Annotated in this window: 19 protein-coding genes; 10 read left to right on the forward strand and 9 right to left on the reverse strand. The window is 43.9% G+C overall.

The features are described from left to right. Nucleotides 1-8: 8 nt before the first annotated feature. Together cobU and bluB are read right to left on the reverse strand one after the other, a co-directional pair. The gene (gene cobU, locus DM09_RS03930) at nt 9-518 is read right to left on the reverse strand and encodes a bifunctional adenosylcobinamide kinase/adenosylcobinamide-phosphate guanylyltransferase (protein WP_038247746.1); all 510 of its coding nucleotides are present in this window, start codon (nt 516-518) and stop codon (nt 9-11) included. Further along, nucleotides 515-1,162: a 5,6-dimethylbenzimidazole synthase gene (gene bluB, locus DM09_RS03935; protein WP_038247915.1), complete on the reverse strand. Its 648-nt coding sequence runs from the start codon at nt 1,160-1,162 to the stop codon at nt 515-517. The genes cobU and bluB overlap by 4 nt, the downstream gene beginning before the upstream one ends. 148 nt (nt 1,163-1,310) lie before the next feature. Between bluB and DM09_RS03940 the strand changes: the two genes are divergently transcribed. From DM09_RS03940 to DM09_RS11775, 5 genes are all read left to right on the forward strand, one after another. Then, on the forward strand, nt 1,311-2,225 hold the full coding sequence (locus DM09_RS03940) for a DMT family transporter (protein ID WP_038247747.1): 915 nt from the start codon (nt 1,311-1,313) through the stop codon (nt 2,223-2,225). A 275-nt stretch (nt 2,226-2,500) separates the two neighbouring features. Continuing rightward, nucleotides 2,501-2,749, forward strand: a complete 249-nt coding sequence (locus DM09_RS11650) for a hypothetical protein (protein WP_198401650.1) — start codon at nt 2,501-2,503, stop codon at nt 2,747-2,749. Then, entirely contained in the window at nt 2,692-2,985 is a 294-nt protein-coding gene (locus DM09_RS11850) for a transposase (RefSeq protein ID WP_051938087.1), read from the forward strand. The genes DM09_RS11650 and DM09_RS11850 overlap by 58 nt, the downstream gene beginning before the upstream one ends. 120 nt (nt 2,986-3,105) lie before the next feature. Next, complete coding sequence (locus DM09_RS11710) at nt 3,106-3,705, forward strand: FAD-dependent oxidoreductase (RefSeq protein WP_269764223.1); 600 nt, start codon at nt 3,106-3,108, stop codon at nt 3,703-3,705. Then, nucleotides 3,695-4,528 (forward strand): FAD-dependent oxidoreductase, encoded by an 834-nt coding sequence (locus DM09_RS11775; RefSeq protein WP_269764224.1) that lies wholly within the window; start codon nt 3,695-3,697, stop codon nt 4,526-4,528. Before DM09_RS11710 ends, DM09_RS11775 begins: the two co-directional genes overlap by 11 nt. Nucleotides 4,529-4,714: 186 nt before the next feature. Here the strand turns inward: DM09_RS11775 and DM09_RS03955 are convergent, their stop codons facing one another. From DM09_RS03955 to DM09_RS03975, 5 genes are all read right to left on the reverse strand, one after another. Next, nucleotides 4,715-6,436, reverse strand: coding sequence for an AMP-dependent synthetase/ligase (locus tag DM09_RS03955; RefSeq protein WP_051938089.1), 1,722 nt, complete (start codon nt 6,434-6,436; stop codon nt 4,715-4,717). 205 nt (nt 6,437-6,641) lie between these two features. After that, a complete protein-coding gene (locus tag DM09_RS03960; protein WP_038247748.1) occupies nt 6,642-8,588 on the reverse strand; it encodes a 3-hydroxyacyl-CoA dehydrogenase NAD-binding domain-containing protein in 1,947 nt (648 codons plus the stop codon). Then, nucleotides 8,585-9,844, reverse strand: a complete 1,260-nt coding sequence (locus DM09_RS03965) for an acetyl-CoA C-acetyltransferase (RefSeq protein WP_038247749.1) — start codon at nt 9,842-9,844, stop codon at nt 8,585-8,587. Before DM09_RS03965 ends, DM09_RS03960 begins: the two co-directional genes overlap by 4 nt. Beyond that, nucleotides 9,841-12,114: an acyl-CoA dehydrogenase gene (locus tag DM09_RS03970; protein WP_099098485.1), complete on the reverse strand. Its 2,274-nt coding sequence runs from the start codon at nt 12,112-12,114 to the stop codon at nt 9,841-9,843. The genes DM09_RS03965 and DM09_RS03970 overlap by 4 nt, the downstream gene beginning before the upstream one ends. Continuing rightward, entirely contained in the window at nt 12,111-13,016 is a 906-nt protein-coding gene (locus tag DM09_RS03975; protein ID WP_157753592.1) for a YiiX/YebB-like N1pC/P60 family cysteine hydrolase, read from the reverse strand. Before DM09_RS03975 ends, DM09_RS03970 begins: the two co-directional genes overlap by 4 nt. 178 nt (nt 13,017-13,194) lie before the next feature. Here DM09_RS03975 and DM09_RS03980 point away from each other — a divergent pair, with 178 nt between their 5' ends. The 5 genes from DM09_RS03980 to DM09_RS03995 all read left to right on the forward strand — a co-directional run bounded on the left by DM09_RS03980 (nt 13,195) and on the right by DM09_RS03995 (nt 17,268). Beyond that, on the forward strand, nt 13,195-13,635 hold the full coding sequence (locus tag DM09_RS03980; RefSeq protein WP_038247750.1) for a CoA-binding protein: 441 nt from the start codon (nt 13,195-13,197) through the stop codon (nt 13,633-13,635). Beyond that, complete coding sequence (locus tag DM09_RS03985; RefSeq protein WP_038247751.1) at nt 13,632-15,170, forward strand: bifunctional ADP-dependent NAD(P)H-hydrate dehydratase/NAD(P)H-hydrate epimerase; 1,539 nt, start codon at nt 13,632-13,634, stop codon at nt 15,168-15,170. Before DM09_RS03980 ends, DM09_RS03985 begins: the two co-directional genes overlap by 4 nt. Nucleotides 15,171-15,427: 257 nt before the next feature. After that, entirely contained in the window at nt 15,428-15,601 is a 174-nt protein-coding gene (locus DM09_RS11535) for a hypothetical protein (protein ID WP_157753593.1), read from the forward strand. Between the two features lie 168 nt (nt 15,602-15,769). After that, nucleotides 15,770-16,651, forward strand: coding sequence for an RNA polymerase factor sigma-32 (locus tag DM09_RS03990; protein WP_081881076.1), 882 nt, complete (start codon nt 15,770-15,772; stop codon nt 16,649-16,651). 146 nt (nt 16,652-16,797) lie between these two features. Further along, nucleotides 16,798-17,268, forward strand: a complete 471-nt coding sequence (locus tag DM09_RS03995) for a DUF4124 domain-containing protein (RefSeq protein ID WP_038247752.1) — start codon at nt 16,798-16,800, stop codon at nt 17,266-17,268. Between the two features lie 119 nt (nt 17,269-17,387). Here the strand turns inward: DM09_RS03995 and lpdA are convergent, their stop codons facing one another. After that, complete coding sequence (lpdA, locus tag DM09_RS04000) at nt 17,388-19,202, reverse strand: dihydrolipoyl dehydrogenase (RefSeq protein ID WP_038247753.1); 1,815 nt, start codon at nt 19,200-19,202, stop codon at nt 17,388-17,390. Between the two features lie 94 nt (nt 19,203-19,296). Next, nucleotides 19,297-20,616 carry a pyruvate dehydrogenase complex dihydrolipoamide acetyltransferase gene (locus tag DM09_RS04005; protein WP_038247754.1) on the reverse strand — a complete coding sequence of 440 codons (1,320 nt, stop codon included), beginning with the start codon at nt 20,614-20,616 and terminating at the stop codon, nt 19,297-19,299. Nucleotides 20,617-20,672 lie beyond the last annotated feature (56 nt).

Consider the following 20,672-nt stretch of genomic DNA (forward strand, 5'->3'; position numbering starts at 1 on the left):
GATCCCTTTTATTTAAGAGCCAGCGGCAAACCTGCTGCTACAAAAAGCACACTATCTGCCTCATGAGCCACAGCTTGATTTAATCTGCCCTGTGCATCACGAAAATCGCGCCCAAGTGCAGTGTCAGGCACAAGCCCCATACCTACCTCATTAGACACCATCACCACAGCCCCTGTATAATCAGCCAAAGCTTCACATAAACGCTGGGTTTCATACACAACATCATGGTTTTCATACAACAGATTACTCAACCACAAGGTCAAACAATCAATCAACACAATATGCTCTTGATACATGCTACCTTGCAAAATCCCAATCAAATCCTGTTCTTCTTCAATCAATTTCCAACCCTTGGGGCGTTGCTGTTGATGTTTGTTAATCCGCTGTTGCCATTCCTTATCATCAGGAAAACGTGGTGCAGTCGCCACATACACGACCGTTTTACCACTGGCCTGTACCAAAGCTTCCGCATGCTGTGATTTTCCACTACGAGCACCGCCCAATATCAATGTTTTCATGATTCAGGGTACATGTTTTCAGCCAACACTTTCGATAAGTCTTCACGCTCGCGCCAGCCTTCTTGTTCCAACATGGGTTTTTCATAAAAATCATGTACAGGACCTAAACATAATAAAGCAATAGGTTTGGCGGCATCAGGACATTGCAACAAGTTTGCCACATCTTGCGGGTTAAAAAATGAAACCCAACCCATACCTAAGTTTTCCGCTCTTGCAGCCAACCACATATTTTGAATGGCACACGATGTTGAGCACAACGCCATTTCTTCTGGCATGGTGCGCCGCCCGAATATCGTACCATCATCAGGCGCAAGCACCACCGCTATCAACTCAGCGCACTCACGCATACCTTCAACTTTTAAACGCATAAATTCAGCTTTACGCGCATCCATCATGTTTGCCGTTTTATCTTTTTCCTGCTCAACAAGCTGAATCAACTTCGCACGCATATCACCCGATGTAATGCGTACAAAACGCCATGGTTGCATCAAGCCCACAGAAGGTGCTGCATGGGCTGCTTGTAATATGCGTAACAATACATTTTGCTCAACTTCACCTCCTGAAAAATGGCGCATATCTCTGCGTGCATCAATCACATGATAAACCGTATCACGCTCATTTTCTGTAAACACATGTTGTACCATGACTTGAATAACCCTCGCTGGGCAAAGCATAAACATAAACATCCAAAATATCACCTCAGCATAAGTGAGCCATAAATAACACTAGCCATACCCACATATCTCAAGATAATTGCCTGCCTATAAAACATACCCAAAGGATAATCACCCCATGCCTATACCCATCGCTTATTTTGGTGTTGTACTCATATGGAGCACCACGCCACTTGCCATTGCTTGGTCAGGTCAAGCTGCGGGTTTTGTGTTTGGTCTGACCAGCCGCATGCTTCTTGGGCTTGTGTTGGCATTCATTTTTGCCGCACTGCTCAATAAACGTATGCTTTGGCACAAACAAGCATTGTTGGCTTATTTGTATGGTGGTTTAGGCATTTATGGTGGCATGTTAAGCGTATATTGGGCAGCGCAATTCATTCCTTCAGGTTTGGTTTCACTCTTGTTTGGACTCACCCCGATATTCACTGCAATTCTTGCCATATTTTGGCTAAAAGATGAACTGATTACACGTTATCGTATCATCGGTATGTTTCTTGGTTTCTTAGGTTTATTGGTGGTATTTGGACAAAGCATCACATGGGGCGAACAAGCGGTGTGGGGCGTATGCGGCGTGGTTGTTTCAGGCTTGGTTCATGTCACCTCCGCCATTTGGGTCAAACGTGTTAACGCCCATGTGCCCGCCATCAGCATGACCGCAGGCACATTATCCGTTGCCACGCCTTTGTTATGCATCACATGGCTTGCCACATCACCCGATTGGCACGTTTTAAGTCAAACATTAACCACCGCACCAAGCCATACCACACTCGCCATTCTCTACTTGGCATTATTTGGCTCAGTTTTCGGTTTTTCCTTGTATTATCACGTTTTAAAACACGTCCAAGCCACCAAAGTCGCCCTCATTGCCCTGATGACACCCATCACATCACTTTTCCTCGGTTATTATCTCAACAACGAACCCATCACTCCACAAATCATACTCGGCGCAAGCCTGATTATTGGAGGGTTAGCCATCTTTGAACTGGGCGGAAAACCACTACCCAAATGGGTGCCATTCCGTCCTAATGTTTAAACATAAACGTAGTTCCACTTCTTTTGTATTCCCTTGGGCAAATTACAACAACAAAAAAGCAGCACCTTGGGCTGGATCATGATGGCTTGATTCCTGCTTTTGCTTCGGTAACGGTTGGCAAAGGTTCTGAAATGGAGCAAGCACGGCTATTTGATTTTCCTAAGGGTTCTGTTGTTGTATTTGATAAAGGTTATAATGACTATATATGGCATAACACCTTGACTTAACAAGGAATATTCTTTGTAACACGCATTCGCGGCAACGCGGTTTATGAGGTGGTTAAGTCACATCCTGTGCGAAAGAACAGCGGTGTTATTTCCGATGAAACGATTCGATACAGCAGTGCAACCAATAAAAAAAGAGGCTTAAAGGCTGTGCGTAAAGTTGTCTATAAAGACGAAGAAACAGGTAAGATTTTCACCTTTATAACCAATCACTTTCATTGGTCAGCCAATCCATTGCAGGTATGTACAAACAGCGATGGCAAGTTGAATTGTTCTTTAAATGGATTAAGCAAAATCTAAAAATAACAGCATTCATTGGAACCACTATGAATGCTGTTATCACACAAATTATGGTCGCACTTTGCACTTACCTTATGCTTGTTTGGATGAAGTTTATATTCAACTTGAAACAAAGCCCAATGCAAATTATTCGATTGCTACAAATGAATTTGTTCGTGAGTAGAAACTTGATGGAAATCTTCAAGCCTCCCGAACAAAAACTTAAAAATACGAATCAATTGGGGTGGAAATTTTGAATACAAATCTAAGTGGGACAGCAGTGGCTCTGACCCCTTTATACTCTTTTATTCGTATCTTTCTGCTTTAAATAGCCATACCATCACGAAATAAACTCTTATTAAGCAAAAAAGGTTGTCATGTCTCATTATGATATTTTAGTTATAGGTTCTGGCCCTGCGGGGCATCGCGCAGCCATTCAAGCTGCCAAACGCGGGAAACATGTTGGTTTAATTGAACGTAAGCCGCGTATTGGTGGCGCAGGTTTACAAACGGGCACTATTCCCTGCAAGGCACTACGTGAAATTGCCTATAGTGCAACCATGGGAGCCAGTCATGGCATGCGTAAAGTACATCCTAATATTACACGTCAACATAATTTTTTGTCTGAATCCGTGCGCAAAAAAAACATTGTTATCAATAAGCAAGAGTCTGTTTTCTTAAGTCAACTCATGCGTAATGGTGTTGCCTTAATTCCAGGGGAAGCTGGTTTCTATGACGCCCACACCTTACGTATCAAAACACCTCATGGTGAAGAACAAGATATCTATGCTGATAAATTTATTCTAGCAACAGGTTCCCGTCCGCGTCGCCCTGTAGATATTCCTTTTGATAAAGAGCGTGTATTAGATTCTACCTCTATTTTACACATGAAAGAATTGCCCGAAACACTCACCATTGTTGGTGGCGGTGTAATAAGCCTGCGAATTTGCTACAATTTATGCTTCATTGGGTGTTGAAGTTACCATTGTCGATTCTCACGCTAAAATTCTCAGCTTTCTATGCGCTGATGTTTCGGGTAATTTAGAAACAAGCATGCGGCATATGGGGATTCAATTCCGTATGCATGAAAATATTCAGTCGATCACACGTCAAGGTGATAAGGTGATACTAAAATTTAGCGATGGTAGTATGAAAAGTGATGTTCTGCTCTATGCCCTCGGTCGTATTCCTAATACTGATGGTTTGGGTTTAGAGGCGCTTGGCATTCAATGTCAGAAACGTGGCTGGATTGAAACCAATAAACACTACCAGACCAATATATCACATATTTATGCTGTCGGAGATTTGATTGGTGCACCTGCCTTGGCAGCCACAGGTATGGAACAAGGTCGTATTGCTGCACTACATGCATGTGATAGCAATGAAACACTCACTTCGAGCCACTTGCCCATGGCTATCTACACAATCCCTGAAGTTGCTTGGGTCGGTAAAACATCTACAGCGTTGGATAAGCAGAACCATAACTATGTCGCTGGTTTTGGTTTTTACCGTGAAACTGCACGTGGCCAAATTATAGGCGACTCCAATAGTATGTTAAAGCTGCTTGTTGATGCCCAAAGCCGCAAAATTTTAGGTGTACATATTGTTGGAGAATCAGCCAGTGAACTGGTTCATATTGGGCAAATGGTGATGAATTTAAACGGGACGGTTGATGACTTAATCTGCCATGTTTTTAATTATCCTACACTGGCAGAATGTTATAAAATGGCTGCATTACATTGCAGCAACCAACTTAAAAAGAAACAATCACCCAACAACGCTAAGGGTTCTTACATATAACCATACATAAAACACAACTATAGGGGTCAGATACCGTCTTGGCTAACTATGGGTCAGAGCCCTTTAATGCTAACCACTTGTTATATAAAGGTAAAAAATCAACCATCCCTCCTCCCTGAAATCCAGTTTCCAAACCAACAGTAGTTCGCCTCGGTTTAAACAGCAAGGATACTTGAATGATAAAGTTTAACCTAAACTTGCATACACTTCTTCAACTTCACCTGAGTATTTTTCTAAAATATGGCTGCGTCTTAGTTTCATGGTTGGGGTTAATAAACCTTCTTCAATCGTCCACGGTGATTCGCACACCACCACACCTTTGATTTTTTCATAACCCGGAAAAGCATGTAAATCTTTAGAGAATCGTTGGATAAACGCACGTTTATCCACACTTTTTCCTTGTTCACTGGGCACAATCAATGCCACCAAGAATGCTTTGCCTTCGCCCACCACCATCACTTGGTCAACCCAACTATCTTTGAGCAAAGCATCTTCAATGTCTGTTGGGGGCACTTTTTCACCATTGGATAAGACCAATATGTCTTTGATGCGACCTGTGATATAAATTTGATTATCGACAATTTTCGCCACATCACCTGAATGCAACCAACCCTCATCATCAATCATGGCACGGGTTGCTTCAGCTTGTTGCCAATAACCTAACATCACGCCATGCCCCTTGATAAGAAGCTCACCTGTCTCTGTATCTGTTTTCACTTGGGTATATTGCAAGGGTTCACCCACACAAGCAGGGTTGTTTCTATCCAAACGATTGCTAGATACCACGGGTGAATATTCGGTTAACCCATAACCCTGAATAATCGGTACACCAAAACCCAAATAACGGCGACCAATGGATGTCGATAATGGCGCACCACCTGAAACCGCGACCCGCAATCGACCACCCAATGATGTACGTACTTTGCTGCCTACCATTTTATCCAGCAATGGGTATAACAGTTGATTGATATGCCAACATTGTTTGCCTTGTTGAATTTCAAAGTGGCGAAAACCAACATCCTCAGCCAGTTTAACCAAACCTTGTTTAAACTTGGATGCCTGAGCCAACTTCTCTTCCAATCTTGCATCAATTTTTTCAAACATGCGTGGCACAGTTACCATCACCGTTGGCGCAATGTTTACCAAGTCTTCTTGCAACGTGAGAATGGAACGCGCAAATGCCACCGTTGCCCCTGAAAGCATGGGTAAATAATAACCCACCGTGCGCTCAAAAGCGTGAGATAAAGGTAGAAAAGACAAGAATGTATCGCTTGGATAAATATTGGATACCGCATACGCAGCACTGGCATTTTCCAAGATACTTTGGTGGGATAACATTACACCTTTGGGGTTTCCTGTCGTGCCTGATGTATAAACAATCGTCGCTAGACTGGCGGGTATATCTTGATGCCCAAGATCTTGGCGCTCACCATCTTTTTTCCATAACACATCTAACGTTTTCACTAAAACCACAACTTCCAGAGTATGGTCTTGCAAAGCTGGCTGCAATTTTACCCAGTGTTCCTCATGATCAACAAACAAAATGCGCGCACCTGAATCATGCAATACATACGCCATATTCTCGGGTCTATCATTATAAAAAAGCGGCACTGTAATCATATTTAATGATAAGGCTGCTTGGTCTGATACTATCCAATCAGGACAATTCTCCATCAATATGGCTGCCCTATCTCGCTCTGCCATACCCAAAGTCTTGAGCAAGTTCGCACATGCATCCACACGTGCTGCTATATCTTGCCATAATATATCCTGCCATGTTTCATGAGGTGTGTCGTAAAAACGGTATGCCAAAGCATCAGGGGTTCGGCGAACACGTTCACAAAATAAGCCGTGCAATGTTTCCACTTCGCTTTCACGATATAAAATCGGTTTATGTTTTGTGTTCATTATACACCTCCGTCAAACCACTTGCTGTGCTACATCATTAAGGAAATGCTGATGTATTGGCATCCTGCCAACCATCAGGACGAGAAAAGAAAAACGTGGTTTCCCTTTCTCTTACAAATCAATCGCTTACGCTATTGATTTGGCAGCTCGTCCATGGGCTGCACGGAAGCACTGAATAAATCAGCGCTTCCTCAAACAACTTCCTTTATAACTTTCCTTCATCTGCGGCATACTTCATCACCCCACCACGGAATGGGGCGAAACCTGTGCCAAAGACCATGCCAGCATCCAACAAATCGGCATCTTCCACCACGCCTTCATCCAAACAACGTTTGGCTTCATCAACTATCCTTGTGATGAGTCTATCCGTGATTTCCTGCTGTTCTTTGTTCGACACATTGGCTTTGCTCATCACAGGTTTACCTTTGTTATAACGGTAAAAACCTTGCCCCGATTTTTTACCCAAACGCCCTTGCTCTACCCATGTTTGCAAGAATTCAGGCACTTTATCACCCGTCACATCTGCTAAATCATGGGCAACTGCCAAACAAATATCCAAACCCACAGTATCTGCCAAGGTAATCGGCCCCATGGGCATACCAAAATCTGTAGCTGCTTTATCAATACATTCGGGCTGTTTTCCTTCATCCACCATGTTCACCGCTTCCATCAAATACGGCATCAAAATACGATTGACCAAAAAACCCGGTGAACTTTTCACAGGCAGCGGAAGTTTGCGAATTTGGGTGACAAAACGATGCGCAATAGCCAATGTTTCTTTTGCTGTTTTTTTGCCCGCAATGGTTTCCACCAGCTTCATTTTCGCCACAGGGTTAAAAAAGTGAATACCCACCAACCTTTCAGGCGCGGTGAGCACTGTTGCCAAATCATCCATGGGAATGCCCGATGTATTGGTGGCAAGCACTGCACCTTGTTTCATTTTAGGCTCAATGCTTTGATACAAGGATTGTTTGATGTCCAAGTTTTCCACAATAGCTTCAAGCACCATATCCGCTTCGGCAATACCCAAACCTGCAAGATCGGGAATCAATCTATCCAATGCTGCTTGCACCAACCTTGGCTCACGCAATTTCTTCTGGAACAAACCTGCTGCCCGTTTGATGGCTCTGGCAATCACCTGCATATCTTGGTCTTGCAATGTCACTTTAATGCCCTGCATCGCGCACCATGCCGCAATATCACCACCCATCACACCCGCACCAATCACATGGATATGATTGATTTTAGCATCACTCGCTTTGCCAAAGGATTTAAGCCTATCCTGCAAGAAAAATAGGCGTACCAAGTTCTGCGTTTGAGGCAATACCAACAACTTGGAAACCGTATCCATTTCGGCTTGAAACATACGTTTAGTGTTGTTCCCAAACCTTGCCCACATATCAATCAGGGCAAAAGGTGCGGGGTAATGTTTGGGGTTCACCCGTTTGCGCGTCATTTTACGCAAACCCATTGCCACCAATTTACGCCCAAGGCTACTGTTGATAACCTTTTGTAGCAGCGGTGTTTGATACACTCTTTTTGACCCAGCTTGAGCTATGATTTGCACAGCAGCACGTTTCATTTGCCGCTCTGGCACAGCCGCATCTACCAAACCCATACGTTTTGCACGTTTACCAACCACAGGGCGACCCGTGAGCATCATGGTCATGGCATGTTGCACACCCATCAATCGAATCGAGCGAACACTGCCACCAAAACCAGGGAATATGCCCAACATCACTTCAGGAAAACCAAGGCTTGCTGTTTCCTCTGCCACCCGATAATCACAAGCTAGAGATAATTCCAAACCACCACCCAAACAATGCCCATGAATCAATGCCAAGGTGGGTATATTCAACCCTTGCAAACGATTAAACACACCATGCGCCAATGCAATCACGGCTTTGGCTTCTTCGGCAGTTTTGACATGTGTAAATTCTTCTACATCAGCACCCGCAATAAAACCTGCCTTCTTATCCGATACAATAATCAAACCTTTGGCATCATTTTTTTCGACTTCATCCAATTGATCACCCAAAGCTTTGACTACCGCTTGCGACAAAACATTCGCCCCTTTATCGGGCACATCCAAGTGCAACCAAGCTACACCTTGTTCATCTGTTTCTAGTGTCCATGCTTGTGATTTACTCATGATTCACCTCCAGATAACAACACCGCGCCGCCTTGTCCGCCACCAATACAAAGTGAAGCAACACCACGTTTTTCACCATTACGCTGCATACTATTAAGCAAGTGCAATACAATCCGCGCCCCACTTGCACCCACAGGATGCCCAATGGCAATTGCACCACCTTCTCGGTTGAGCTTATCGAGCGGAATATTGCCCACACCCTTATCTTTCATATCCTGCAAACATGCCAAGACCTGCACGGCAAAAGCTTCGTTGATTTCCCAAGCATCAATATCACCCACGCCCAGTTTGTTTCGCGCAAGCAGTGGCGGAATGGCATAGGCAGGGCCTAAACCCATGTGTTCAGGCGCTACACCTGCCCAGTGCACATCATCAAGGGTGCCAAGCACGGGTAATTTGTATTTCCGAACCGCTTGCGCACTGGCTAAAATCAACATGGCTGCACCATCGGTGATTTGCGCCGAATTACCTGCTGTGACCATGCCAAACTTCCTATCAAATACAGGGCGAAGTTTACCCAAGCTTTCAAGCGTAGAATCAGAGCGCACCCCATCATCTTCCGTATACACATGCCCTTGTTTATCCACGATAGACACGATTTCATCTTGTAAACCACGACTTTCCATGCCCGATACCACCTTGAGATGACTTTCCACCGCAAAACCATCCATCTCTTCTCGATTGATATGGTATTTATAAGCCAAGTTTTCTGCCGTTTGCCCCATGCTTAAACCCACCACAGAGTCACTTAGTCCTTTGATGATACCAATGATGGGCGCAAAAAATGAAGGTCTGAGTTTCACCAATGCCGAAAGTTTTTGTGACAATGTTTTAGAACGCTGAAAATCACCCAACCAATCGGTCATGGCATGGCTAAGCAACAACGGTGCGCGGCTCATCACTTCCGTACCCCCTGCAAGAATCAAATTGGATTCTCCCGCTTGAATTTTAAGCCTTGCCGCATCAAGCGATTGCATACCCGATGCACAATTGCGCTGCACCGTCCACGCAGGCACTTCTTTACCACAACCCAAACGCAACGCGATAATACGCGCAATATTCATTTCATCAGGTTCAGGCATCACACAACCCATAATCACTTCATCAAAATCACTGGGCTTAAATGGCTGACGCATCAACAAACTTCGCCCTGCATACACTGCCAAATCCGATGCGGAGAATGCCCCACGTTTACCCCGTGCTTTCAAAAATGGGGTGCGCAATCCATCCACCACATATACTTTGCGTTTGCTCATACCCGCACCTCCTCTGGCGCAAAATCATCCACTGCAATCACCTGCCGCTGCAAGTCCAACCATGTTTGTACCGCACCAAATTCATCTTGGCTTATCACTTTATCTGCCAAGGCTTGTGTTAAAGTGTCATGAATGGAAGCTATGCGCGTGGCTGTACGCCCATATCTATTTTTTAACCGCGTAAAGATAGGCTCACAAACAATCGCTTGATTTAAAGCTGCTTCTAATTGCGCCATCGGTTCGTCTTTGTGTTGGGGTACAAACACACCTTCTTTCAAAGCTTGTCTCAACGCACCATTTTTCATGCTTTCTTTGGTTAATTGGTGCAATGTTTTATCCGACACTGGCTGATATTGCACGCCCCAAGGAAACAACAACTTAAGCCAAATCCAGCCTAACCATGCCATAGGGTAATTGCGTAATGCTGCCATCAAGGCTTGCTCTACACGGTGCAACTGTAGCTGCACGCTCGCTTCTGCAACCATACGCTCTGCATCAGGTTCATTGCGGTCTGCATACCATTTAAGGATAGCGGATGCTTGGTAAAGCCCGCTCAATGCATCTGCCAAACGCCCTGATAAAGATTCAGAAAATTTCAGTTTACCACCCAATACCATCATGGACATATCCGCCACATAAGAGAACTTGGCACTTAATAAGTTGATAGCATGATAGGATGCACTTAATCGACTTTCAGGCGTGTGTGATGGTAACCAAGGTAAAAACGCTGCTTTTAACATGCGCACTTTACCCATGAATAAGCTGACAAGGTGCGCCCGAAGTGTGTCATCAAATAATACCGCACCACGTGATACATCTTCATCATACAATGCCTGAATTTCAGCTAAAATATGCGGGTTACAACGAATCGCGCCCTGACCAAAGGTAATCATGCTACGCGTAAGAATATTTGCGCCTTCCACCGTAATGCCCACTGGAATCGCCATATACACATGTGCCAACACATTTTTCTTACCCACAATAATGCCCTTACCACCGACCACATCCATGGCATCATTCACCGCTTTGCGCATGGCTTCTGTGCTATTGTATTTGGCAACGGCAGACAGTACCGCAGGTCTTTCTCCCAAATCCACAGCCCGTACGGTTAAGCGGCGCATTGCATTCACTGAATACGTTGCCAATATAATATCAGCTACACGCTCTGATACTCCCTCAAACCGACCGATGGAAATACCAAATTGTTCGCGTACGCGCACATAAGCAGAGGTGACTGCACATGCCATTTTTCCCGTGCCACAGCTAAGAGCAGGCAATGAAATCGCCCGACCTGCCGCCAAACTTTCCATCAACATTTTCCAACCCTGCCCAACATAATCTTGCCCACCCACCACGAAACTCATGGGAATAAACACATCTTTGCCTTGGGTAGGACCATTTTGGAATGGCGTGTACAAGGGATTGTGCCGCTGACCAATGGTGATGCCTTGGATATCTCTTGGAATGAGGGCAACGGTGATACCAATATCTTCTTGTTCACCCAATAAATGGTTGGGGTCATACAATTTAAAGGCTAAACCAATCAATGTCGCCACTGGTGCAAGCGTGATATAACGTTTATCCCAATTTAAACGAATACCCAATACTTGCTCACCATTAAAATCACCTTTTTCAACAATACCTGTATCAACCATGCCACCTGCATCACTTCCTGCATCAGGCGCTGTAAGCGCAAAACAAGGTACTTCTTCCCCTACCGCAAGTTTACTTAAATACTGTTTTTTCTGAGCCTCGGTTCCATAATTGAGCAATAGCTCCGCAGGGCCCAGTGAGTTAGGTACCATCACTGTAACAGCGGCGACCACACTTCGACTGGATATTTTTTGAATCACTTCCGAATGCATGGTGGGTGAAAACGCCAAACCACCATGCGCTTTGGGAATGCCCATGCCAAAAAACTTTTCTTTTTTCATGTAATCCCAAACGTCCGCAGATAAGTCACCATCTTTATACACCTGCCAATCATCAATCATTGTGCATAATGTTTCGACTTGGTTGTCCAAAAATGACTGCTCTTCTTCAGTAAGCTGTGCAGGTTTTACAGTAGATAAAGCATGCCAATCGGGTTTACCACGAAACAAGCTTTGCTCCCACCACACCGTACCCGCATCAATCGCGGCTTGCTCAGTCTCTGAAATCGCAGGCATGGCTTTTTTCATCCAAGCCATAAGTGGGCGAATCAACACAAAACGGCGCACCACTGGCACAAAAAATAACAGTGCAACAGCTATCAGAAACACATACATCATACTTTTTCTCCTTGGCTTACGTCTTTAGCTTCAGCTTCGTCTACAAAACAATCCTCACCACAATTACAATAAAATGCTTCGTCTTCATCCCATGGTAAGTCCCGATAACCACCCTTGGTCACCAAACCCCAAAAGGTTTGGTCATAGTTCAAATATGGGAATTTAATAATATCAAAATATGGGGAATAATCGAAATCACGGGGCGTGTATAAACGTGGGTTACGTTTATGCACAGAAACCTGATCACCTTTTTCATGAATCACAGGAATCACAGGAAACTTCACCGACATAAATGCTTCAACCAAAACTGTTGAACATACCGCTTTGGTCACAGTACCTGCTTTATAAGTAAACAATGAAGACTTCCAGCGCCGTGGAAGAAAGGTGTATGGATACATAAACCTAGCCAAATCAAAGAGCTGACGAATATCATATTCTCGACCCACTTGTTGCACAGCATGTTGCACAACTTTCAAGGCATCTTTTTCCAGCAACCCGCGTGGCCTACACAAACGAATACTATCGTTTTCATACATCGACAATGGTGTGATCACCGTGCCTTGTCCTAATAAACTTTCTAACACCAATTGCGCATCAACATCCCCATCAAAGTGCTTACGTATTAAAGATAGTATTTCCGAATCTTTGGGGTAGTCGGAACACCGACCAATATACAATGCTGCATGTGTCCAACGGGATTGTGTCACAATACTAATCACACGACTGATTCGCGCCCTACCCTTAAATAACAATACATCTGCAAGCTGCAAAGACTCACTCATTTTATGAAAATCTTGCAAGGGTGGTGATCTTCGCGGTTCTTCATGCAACAACCAATTCGTCACCCATGTTTGTATACGTTGGGTTATGCCTTGAAACCACATCAAACGATTATTCTTCACAAAACGCCTCCTAAGATGGAAACCTTATTACACTAAAAGTTAGTTTCTCCTTCTACACTTACCGAGTCATTTTTGCAAGATAAATCTATCAAATCCATAACTTAACCTTGATAATATATGCGCTTCAGACTAACATCACATGGCTTCACTTTCATTTCGGTTAAAAAAGGGGCTGTACATGATAACGCAAACGGCATGGCAAAATCCAAGTGATACACAGCTAAAAAGTATTTTAACAACGGCTAAAAATATTGCTGTTGTAGGCTGCTCACCAAATCCTGATCGAACTAGCCACCAAATTGCATCTTACCTTATCCAACATGGTTACCAAGTATTTCCCGTACACCCCACCGCCACTACAATTCTTGGGCAAACTGTATACCCAACCCTTGCAGACATACCTCAACCTATTGATATCGTAGACGTGTTTCGCAAGCCTGAATTCACCCCTGATATTGCCAAACAAGCTGCTGCCATTCATGCAAAAACCTTATGGCTACAACAAGGCATACAACACCCTGAAGCTTATCATATCGCAAACGAACATGGCATGGTTTGCGTGATGGATTTATGCATTGCTGTAATGCATCGTTTATTATTGTCTAAGACAGCAACATGAATCAGGCATACCATATCCTCACTGCCCAGCAGATGTTTGCCGCTGACAAAGCAACCATCACCGCAAAACAAAGCACCAGCCTTCAACTTATGGAGCGTGCAGGACAAGCGATATTACCCTTGTGTCACAAGCTTAAACTCGATGCTGGCCGGGTCGTGATTATCGTTGGCCAAGGCAACAATGGTGGCGATGGTTTTGTTGCTGCCCGTTTGCTTCGTGCAAAAAATGTACCTGTCACCGTGATTCCTCTTATACCCATAGAAACATTACAAGGTGATGCTGCTATTCAGGCAAGGTTTGCCCAAGAAACAGGGGTTAAAATTCGCCCTGCAACCTGCGCTGATGATTTACCCACCTTGCAAGCATGGTTACACCGTGCGGTGATTATCGTTGATGCTATTTTTGGTATTGGTTTAAACAAACCTGTTCATGGTTGGGTTGCCCAAGCTATACAAGCGATGAATCGTATGGATAGACCTATCTTGTCTATAGATATCCCAAGTGGTATTGATGCCAATACAGGAAAAGTATTGGGTGTAGCCATTCAAGCGACAGCAACACTACCCATTGCCGCTTACAAATGGGGGCATTGGTTACAACAAGGGCATAAACATAGTGGGCACATCTTTACCCCTGCGCATATAGGCATTGATACGAAAACATTACAACATGCACAACAATTGGTTCCTGCCGATGCTAGCAACAGTTTACTTATCAATGAGTGTATGATTCAACAAGTTATAACCAAGCGTGATACACAAGCATACAAACACAGTTCAGGGCATGTATGGATATTTGGTGGCGCTATTGGTTATACGGGTGCTCCCCAGTTGGCAGCCATAGGCGCACAAAGTGTTGGCGCTGGGCTTGTGAGTATCGCATGCCCACCTGATACACATACAATCATTGCGACTTCATCTCTAGAAGTCATGGTACACCCACAAAATCATGCGCCATGGCAACATGCAGATGCCATTGTAGCTGGCATGGGTTGGGATGAATCACAACATGATACCTTACACCAGCTTTTACAACACCCTGCTCCACTCGTGTTGGATGCTGGTGCATTGCATATTTTATCAACCAGTCAAACATTACAAACAGCCCTACAACAGCGTACAGCATATACTGTACTCACCCCACACCCTGGTGAAGCTGCACAACTGCTGCACACTAATACAACAGATATTCAAGAAAACCGTTTAAAGTCTGTACTCAAACTGGCAAAGAACTACCAAGCTTGGGTTGTACTCAAAGGGGCACAAACACTTATCGCTTCACCCCAACAACAAGTATGGCTGAACCCTTTTGGCTCTGCCAATTTAGCCGTTGCAGGAACAGGCGATGTTTTGGCAGGCATGATGGGGGGCTTACTCGCCAACCAGGCACAACAAACGCTACACGCTGGACAAAAAACGATTGCCGCTGTCGCAATACATGGGATAGCGGGAGAACAGCCTTATTGGTACAAAGCTGGGCAATTACCAACACTTGTCGCCAAACAAATGACTCAGTTTCAGCAAAACACAGTCTAGGAGACTGTCGGGCTTATGGAATTGTAGCGAGAAATATCGAGGTTCTTTGATTTTCCACATGGATTTGAGGCGAATAGCAGAGCTATTCAACGAAAGTGCAGGTGAAAAAAGCATGAATATTCGATTTTTTGCAGTAGATTATCATAAGTCCAACAGGCTCCTAGAATATGTCATCTTAGTGCCTTAAACTTGTCATCATAATGTCTTAAACGTGTTGAATAGTTTGCCTCAATCTAACCCTATGGAGGTGAATTATTATGCTCAATCAAATGGACAATCCTGCAGAAATGTTAGCTTGGCTTAGCCAACGTAACCATCATATCCCTCTTGAAGATCTTGCTTTTATGATGGCAGCGCACGAATCTTCAGACTACCCAGAAGAACGTCATGCTTTTGACTTGGATGATGACTTTATCGATAACACATATTAAAAAAGCAACACCTGTTTTCTAGCTACGTAAAATAATTTGCGTGACTAAGCCAAACGGTGAAAAACTATCGTTTACAGCTTCAATGCTTAAAGCTCAACAGTTCCTGTAATATATAACCATTACATCTTGCCCTTGTATTTCACTGCAGCCGACCTTATTCTTAAACCAATGGCAAATTCAGAACAAGAACAACTACCTGCAACCTTTGACCCTAAGAATACTGCGTTAACCCCTTATCAGCGTGGTGAACTATCACCTTTGGATATGTGGTATCGCGAACTTAGGCAAATTCCCAAACTCGACAGAGAAGAGGAAGCAAGGCTGACCCAGAAGTGGACCGAAGAAAAAGACTTGCAAGCAGCGCAAAGTTTATTGCTTGGCAACTTGCATGCTGTTGCAGCTATTGCGCGGGAATATAGACATTTTGGACTCCCAGAAATGGACTTAATCCAAGAGGGTACCATTGGTTTGATGAAGGCCATACACCGCTTTGACCCAAGCCGAGGTTTTCGCCTGATGACTTATGCATCTTGGTGGGTACGCGCAGCGATTCATGATTATATTTTGAAATCATGGAGTATCGTAAAAATGGGCACCAACAAAATGCAACGTCGTGTTTTTGCAGGGTTAAAAAAAGCCAAACACGCTATTGCTGCTATTGAAGGGCGTTTGGATGAAGAAGTGGCAAATGAATATGGCATTACAGAACAAGAGTTCCAAAATATTGCCCATTCTTTTTTGCAACGTGATGTATCCTTGGATGCTGAAAGTGAAGAAGGCGGGTCAACCATGGTCATGGCACTTCCTTCTCCAGAGCTTCCTCCCGAGGAACAAGTGCTCAACGCGGATTGGGCGAGCCATCAACAAGGTTTACTCCACCAAGCCATGCAAGATTTATCTGACCGAGACCGCCTGATTATTCAACGCCGCCACCTTTCTGAAGAGCCTGACACCTTAAAAGATCTCGCCGAAGAGCTTGGTATCAGCATTGAGCGTGTGCGCCAACTAGAAGCTAGAGCCATGAAAAAACTCAAGGTTAGCCTCACATAAAACGACAACCAAAGCTCTTACTTTTAAAGCTACACTGATCAAGTCATATACTTGTCCTTAGCCAACAATATACACCACTCAAGTTGACTACTTATAATATCTACGCTATTTTATGTTATTATAAAGACTTTGTTCGGAGGAAGAACATGCATTTTTTGTTAAAAACCATCACCTCCATAACACTCATGCTATTTATGACATCCAACCTTTATGCTACTGTTATTTATAAATGGGTAGATAGTGAAGGTCGGACACATTTCACAGATAATGAAGCTAATATTCCACTTAAACAAAACAATTATGAAAAGAGAAAGCTAAAAGATACCGCTCCTCCAAAAGAAAAGATTAAGCCCGATGTTGCGAATATTGCATTAGGCAAAAAGATTTGGGAGTCAACTTGTAGCCAATGTCACTTTATTGGTCCCAACTATGAAAATAGCCAGCTTCGAAAGCTGCCCCAAGACTTACTTAATCCAGATATTAGTCTTGAAGACATGACTAAAAAGTTAGCCTTTAGCTTAGATCTCAGGGCAGTTGATATGAACGACATCAAACTTAGCGACACCGAAACACAAGCGGTTGCAAAATACATTTTACAGCGCATTACAGCGCAATAGAATATTAAAAACGAACCTTAAATATATCTAAAACAAAAGAACAGCAATGAAACCTTCATTGTCTCTAAGACAGACAAACAAACACATCCCATTGTGTTCTCTATTAAACCTAAGTCTTTTTAAATATGGATAGCTTTACCATCTGAGTCTAAAACAGACTCATGAATCATTTCAGATAAAGTTGGGTGCGGGAACATATGATGCGCCAATTCCGCTTCCGTGGTTTCCAAGGTTCGAGCAAGTTGCAAGGATACAATCAATTCAGTGGCTTCGGCGCCCACAATGTGTGCCCCCAAAAGCTCGCCCGTTTCCGCATCAAAAATGGTTTTAACCATGCCTTCAGTCTCTGCTAAACCCATAGCTTTACCGTTGGTGCTATACGCCATACGCCCTACTTTGATATCCAAACCTTCTTCTTTGCACTGTTTCTCAGTTTTACCGCATGAACCCACTTGCGGCTGACAATAGGTACAACCCGGTACATTACCATAATCCACAGGGTGCGGTGTGCCGCCATGAATTGCTTCAACACATACAATGCCTTCATGCGATGCAACATGTGCCAATGCAGGCGCACCAATCACATCACCAATAGCATAAATACCAGGGTGGTCGGTGCGGTAATAATCATCAACTTCAATTTGTTGACGTTCAATCTTCATAGATGTGTTTTCAGCACCAATATTGTCAGTATTACCTACAACACCCACTGCAACCAAACAAACATCGCCTTCAATGGTTTGTTCTTTATCTTTCACGCTATAAGTCACCACTGCTTTACCATCGACATTTTTCGCTGATGAAACCATAGCATTGGTGACGATTTTAATTTTATTTTTCTTAAATGAGCGGGCAACCACTTTCGAAATTTCTTCGTCTTCCAATGGTAAGATTTGCGGTGCAGCTTCAATCACCGTCACTTCAGAACCCATCGCTTTGTAGAAGTAGGCAAATTCCATACCAATGGCACCCGAACCAATCACCACCAAATGTTTAGGCAGCTTGGTTGGCGCTAAAGCTTGTTTATAAGTGATGATGACTTCGTTATCTACATCCATGCCTGGGAAAGACCGAGCTCTTGCCCCCGTTGCCACAATCACATGTTTGGCAGTCACTTGTTTGCTATTACCATCTGCATCTTTAACCATTAACTTGTTGTCGGCTTCAAATGATGCAAAACCTTCGATATGGGTCACTTTGTTTTTCTTAAATAAGAAACCAATACCACCATTTAACTTCGCAGAAATTTTGCGCGAACGTGCCACAGCTTTGGTTAAATCAGGTTTAGCTTCTGTGATACCTAAGCCGAGCTCATCACCACTATGCTGAATAACATTGATGATTTCAGCTGTTCTTAAAAGTGCTTTGGTTGGAATACAACCCCAGTTCAAACAAATACCACCCAAATGGGTAGATTCAATACAAGCAACTTTCAAGCCCAATTGTGCTGCGCGAATGGCTGCCACATAACCACCAGGGCCTGCACCAACCACAACCACGTCGTATTCACCATCAGGGTTATATACACCAGCTGGTTTAAGATTTAATGCATGTTCTTCATCCGCGGAAGGTGCAGCTGCCAATGTTTCTACGACTTCTTGCGGCGTTGCAACAGATGCTGCATCAGCCGATGTTTCAGCAGTTGGCGCTTCACCTGATAAATTTTCTGGCACATAGTCTGCCGCTATTTCTTCATCATCTTCGGCAATCACTGCAATCGCAGCACCTACAGGAACAAGGTCACCCTCTTTGGCGATGATTTTATGCAATATACCTTCATCAATCACTTCCACTTCCATGGTCGCTTTATCGGTTTCAACTTCCAGCATCACTTCGCCAGACTCAAGTGTATCACCTTCTTTTTTTAGCCAACGGGCAATTTTTCCTTCGGTCATGGTTGGCGATAACTGGGTCATAAATACATCAATTGGCATGGTTTACCTCTTTATGGGTTCACCACGAAGAACACGAATAACATGAAGGGTTTACCTTAATGTTTTACTGCCTTAGTGGTGTTTTATTCAATAATTAAATCAATACACTTGCAGGGCATTCGATATGTTTTTTCAATGCGTTCAAATATTCAGCACCCACAGCACCATCCACTACGCGATGGTCACAAGATAGGGTTAAGGTCATCATTTTTTTGACAACCGCTTGTCCATTCTCAGCCACAACACGCTCTTCAGTGCCGCCTACTGCTAAGATTGCACCTTCTGGTGGATTTACAATCGCTTGGAATTGTTTGATGCCATACATGCCCAAATTTGAAATGGAGAATGTACCACCTGTATATTCTTCTGGTTTTAATTCGCCAGCGCGCGCTTTACCTGCCAATTCTTTAATTTCATTAGAAATATCAACAATACCTTTTTGCTCTGCAAAACGAACAACCGGTGTAATCAAACCACCCTCAATTGCCACAGCAATAGAAATATGTGCATGTTTATGTTGGTAAGTATGTGAATCAGCCCATGATGCATTTGCCGCAGGCACGTCCACCAATGCTTTAGACACTGCTTTCACGATAAAATCGTTTACGCTTAATTTAAATGCGCCGTCAGCCGATTCATTGAGTTGCGCGCGCAAATCCATCAATCTATCCATGGCTACATCAATGCTTAAATAGAAGTGTGGAACTTGTTGCTTGGATTCTGTTAAACGACGGGCAATCGCTTTACGCATCATGCTGTTTTCAATGGCTTCATATTCATCTGCATGGTAAGGCAAAGGCCCTGTTGGAAGCGGACGAATTGCAGTTGGCACAAAAGCTTGTGAGCCTCCACCCAAACTAATACCACGCTTGGCTGCATTCTCAACATCAGCCTTAACAATACGACCTCTAGGACCAGTACCTGCAATTGCAGCAAGGTTAACACCTTTCTGTTTCGCCAACCTACGCGCCAAAGGTGAAGCTTTGATACGCTTATCATTCGCAGCACGTTCTACAGCTGCTGTATCCACTGGCGTTTGTGCTGCTGCCACTTCGCTTGGTGCAGGTACAACACTAGGTCTTGGTTCTGCTTCAACAGCAGCAGGTGTACCGTGTGTTTCAACAATAGGCTCTTGCCCACTGCCTTCAGGTTTATAATCCGCAGGCACTTCTTCACCATCTTCGGCAATCACGCCAATGGCTTCTCCCACTTTGACCAACGCACCCTCTGGAGCAATAATTTTATGTAATACACCTTCATCAATGACTTCTACTTCCATGGTTGCTTTATCGGTTTCCACCTCAAGCATCACTTCACCAGATTCAAGTGTATCACCTTCTTTTTTTAGCCAACGCGCAATTTTACCTTCGGTCATCGTCGGTGATAATTGGGTCATAAAAATATCAATTGGCATGGTTTACCTCTTTAGGGTTTCACCACGAAGAACACGAAGGATAATACCTTGATGAC

The organism is Ghiorsea bivora (assembly GCF_000744415.1).
GTDB classification, from domain to species: Bacteria; Pseudomonadota; Zetaproteobacteria; order Mariprofundales; family Mariprofundaceae; genus Ghiorsea; species Ghiorsea bivora.

What these genes read in the sequence shown, in the direction of transcription:
- cobU (WP_038247746.1), bottom strand. Translation starts at nt 518, where the DNA reads ATGAAAACATTGATATTGGGCGGTGCTCGTAGTGGAAAATCACAGCAT.
- bluB (WP_038247915.1), bottom strand. Translation starts at nt 1,162, where the DNA reads ATGGTACAACATGTGTTTACAGAAAATGAGCGTGATACGGTTTATCAT.
- DM09_RS03940 (WP_038247747.1), top strand. Translation starts at nt 1,311, where the DNA reads ATGCCTATACCCATCGCTTATTTTGGTGTTGTACTCATATGGAGCACC.
- DM09_RS11850 (WP_051938087.1), top strand. Translation starts at nt 2,692, where the DNA reads ATGTACAAACAGCGATGGCAAGTTGAATTGTTCTTTAAATGGATTAAG.
- DM09_RS11710 (WP_269764223.1), top strand. Translation starts at nt 3,106, where the DNA reads ATGTCTCATTATGATATTTTAGTTATAGGTTCTGGCCCTGCGGGGCAT.
- DM09_RS03955 (WP_051938089.1), bottom strand. Translation starts at nt 6,436, where the DNA reads ATGAACACAAAACATAAACCGATTTTATATCGTGAAAGCGAAGTGGAA.
- DM09_RS03960 (WP_038247748.1), bottom strand. Translation starts at nt 8,588, where the DNA reads ATGAGTAAATCACAAGCATGGACACTAGAAACAGATGAACAAGGTGTA.
- DM09_RS03965 (WP_038247749.1), bottom strand. Translation starts at nt 9,844, where the DNA reads ATGAGCAAACGCAAAGTATATGTGGTGGATGGATTGCGCACCCCATTT.
- DM09_RS03970 (WP_099098485.1), bottom strand. Translation starts at nt 12,114, where the DNA reads ATGATGTATGTGTTTCTGATAGCTGTTGCACTGTTATTTTTTGTGCCA.
- DM09_RS03980 (WP_038247750.1), top strand. Translation starts at nt 13,195, where the DNA reads ATGATAACGCAAACGGCATGGCAAAATCCAAGTGATACACAGCTAAAA.
- DM09_RS03985 (WP_038247751.1), top strand. Translation starts at nt 13,632, where the DNA reads ATGAATCAGGCATACCATATCCTCACTGCCCAGCAGATGTTTGCCGCT.
- DM09_RS11535 (WP_157753593.1), top strand. Translation starts at nt 15,428, where the DNA reads ATGCTCAATCAAATGGACAATCCTGCAGAAATGTTAGCTTGGCTTAGC.
- DM09_RS03990 (WP_081881076.1), top strand. Translation starts at nt 15,770, where the DNA reads ATGGCAAATTCAGAACAAGAACAACTACCTGCAACCTTTGACCCTAAG.
- DM09_RS03995 (WP_038247752.1), top strand. Translation starts at nt 16,798, where the DNA reads ATGCATTTTTTGTTAAAAACCATCACCTCCATAACACTCATGCTATTT.
- lpdA (WP_038247753.1), bottom strand. Translation starts at nt 19,202, where the DNA reads ATGCCAATTGATGTATTTATGACCCAGTTATCGCCAACCATGACCGAA.
- DM09_RS04005 (WP_038247754.1), bottom strand. Translation starts at nt 20,616, where the DNA reads ATGCCAATTGATATTTTTATGACCCAATTATCACCGACGATGACCGAA.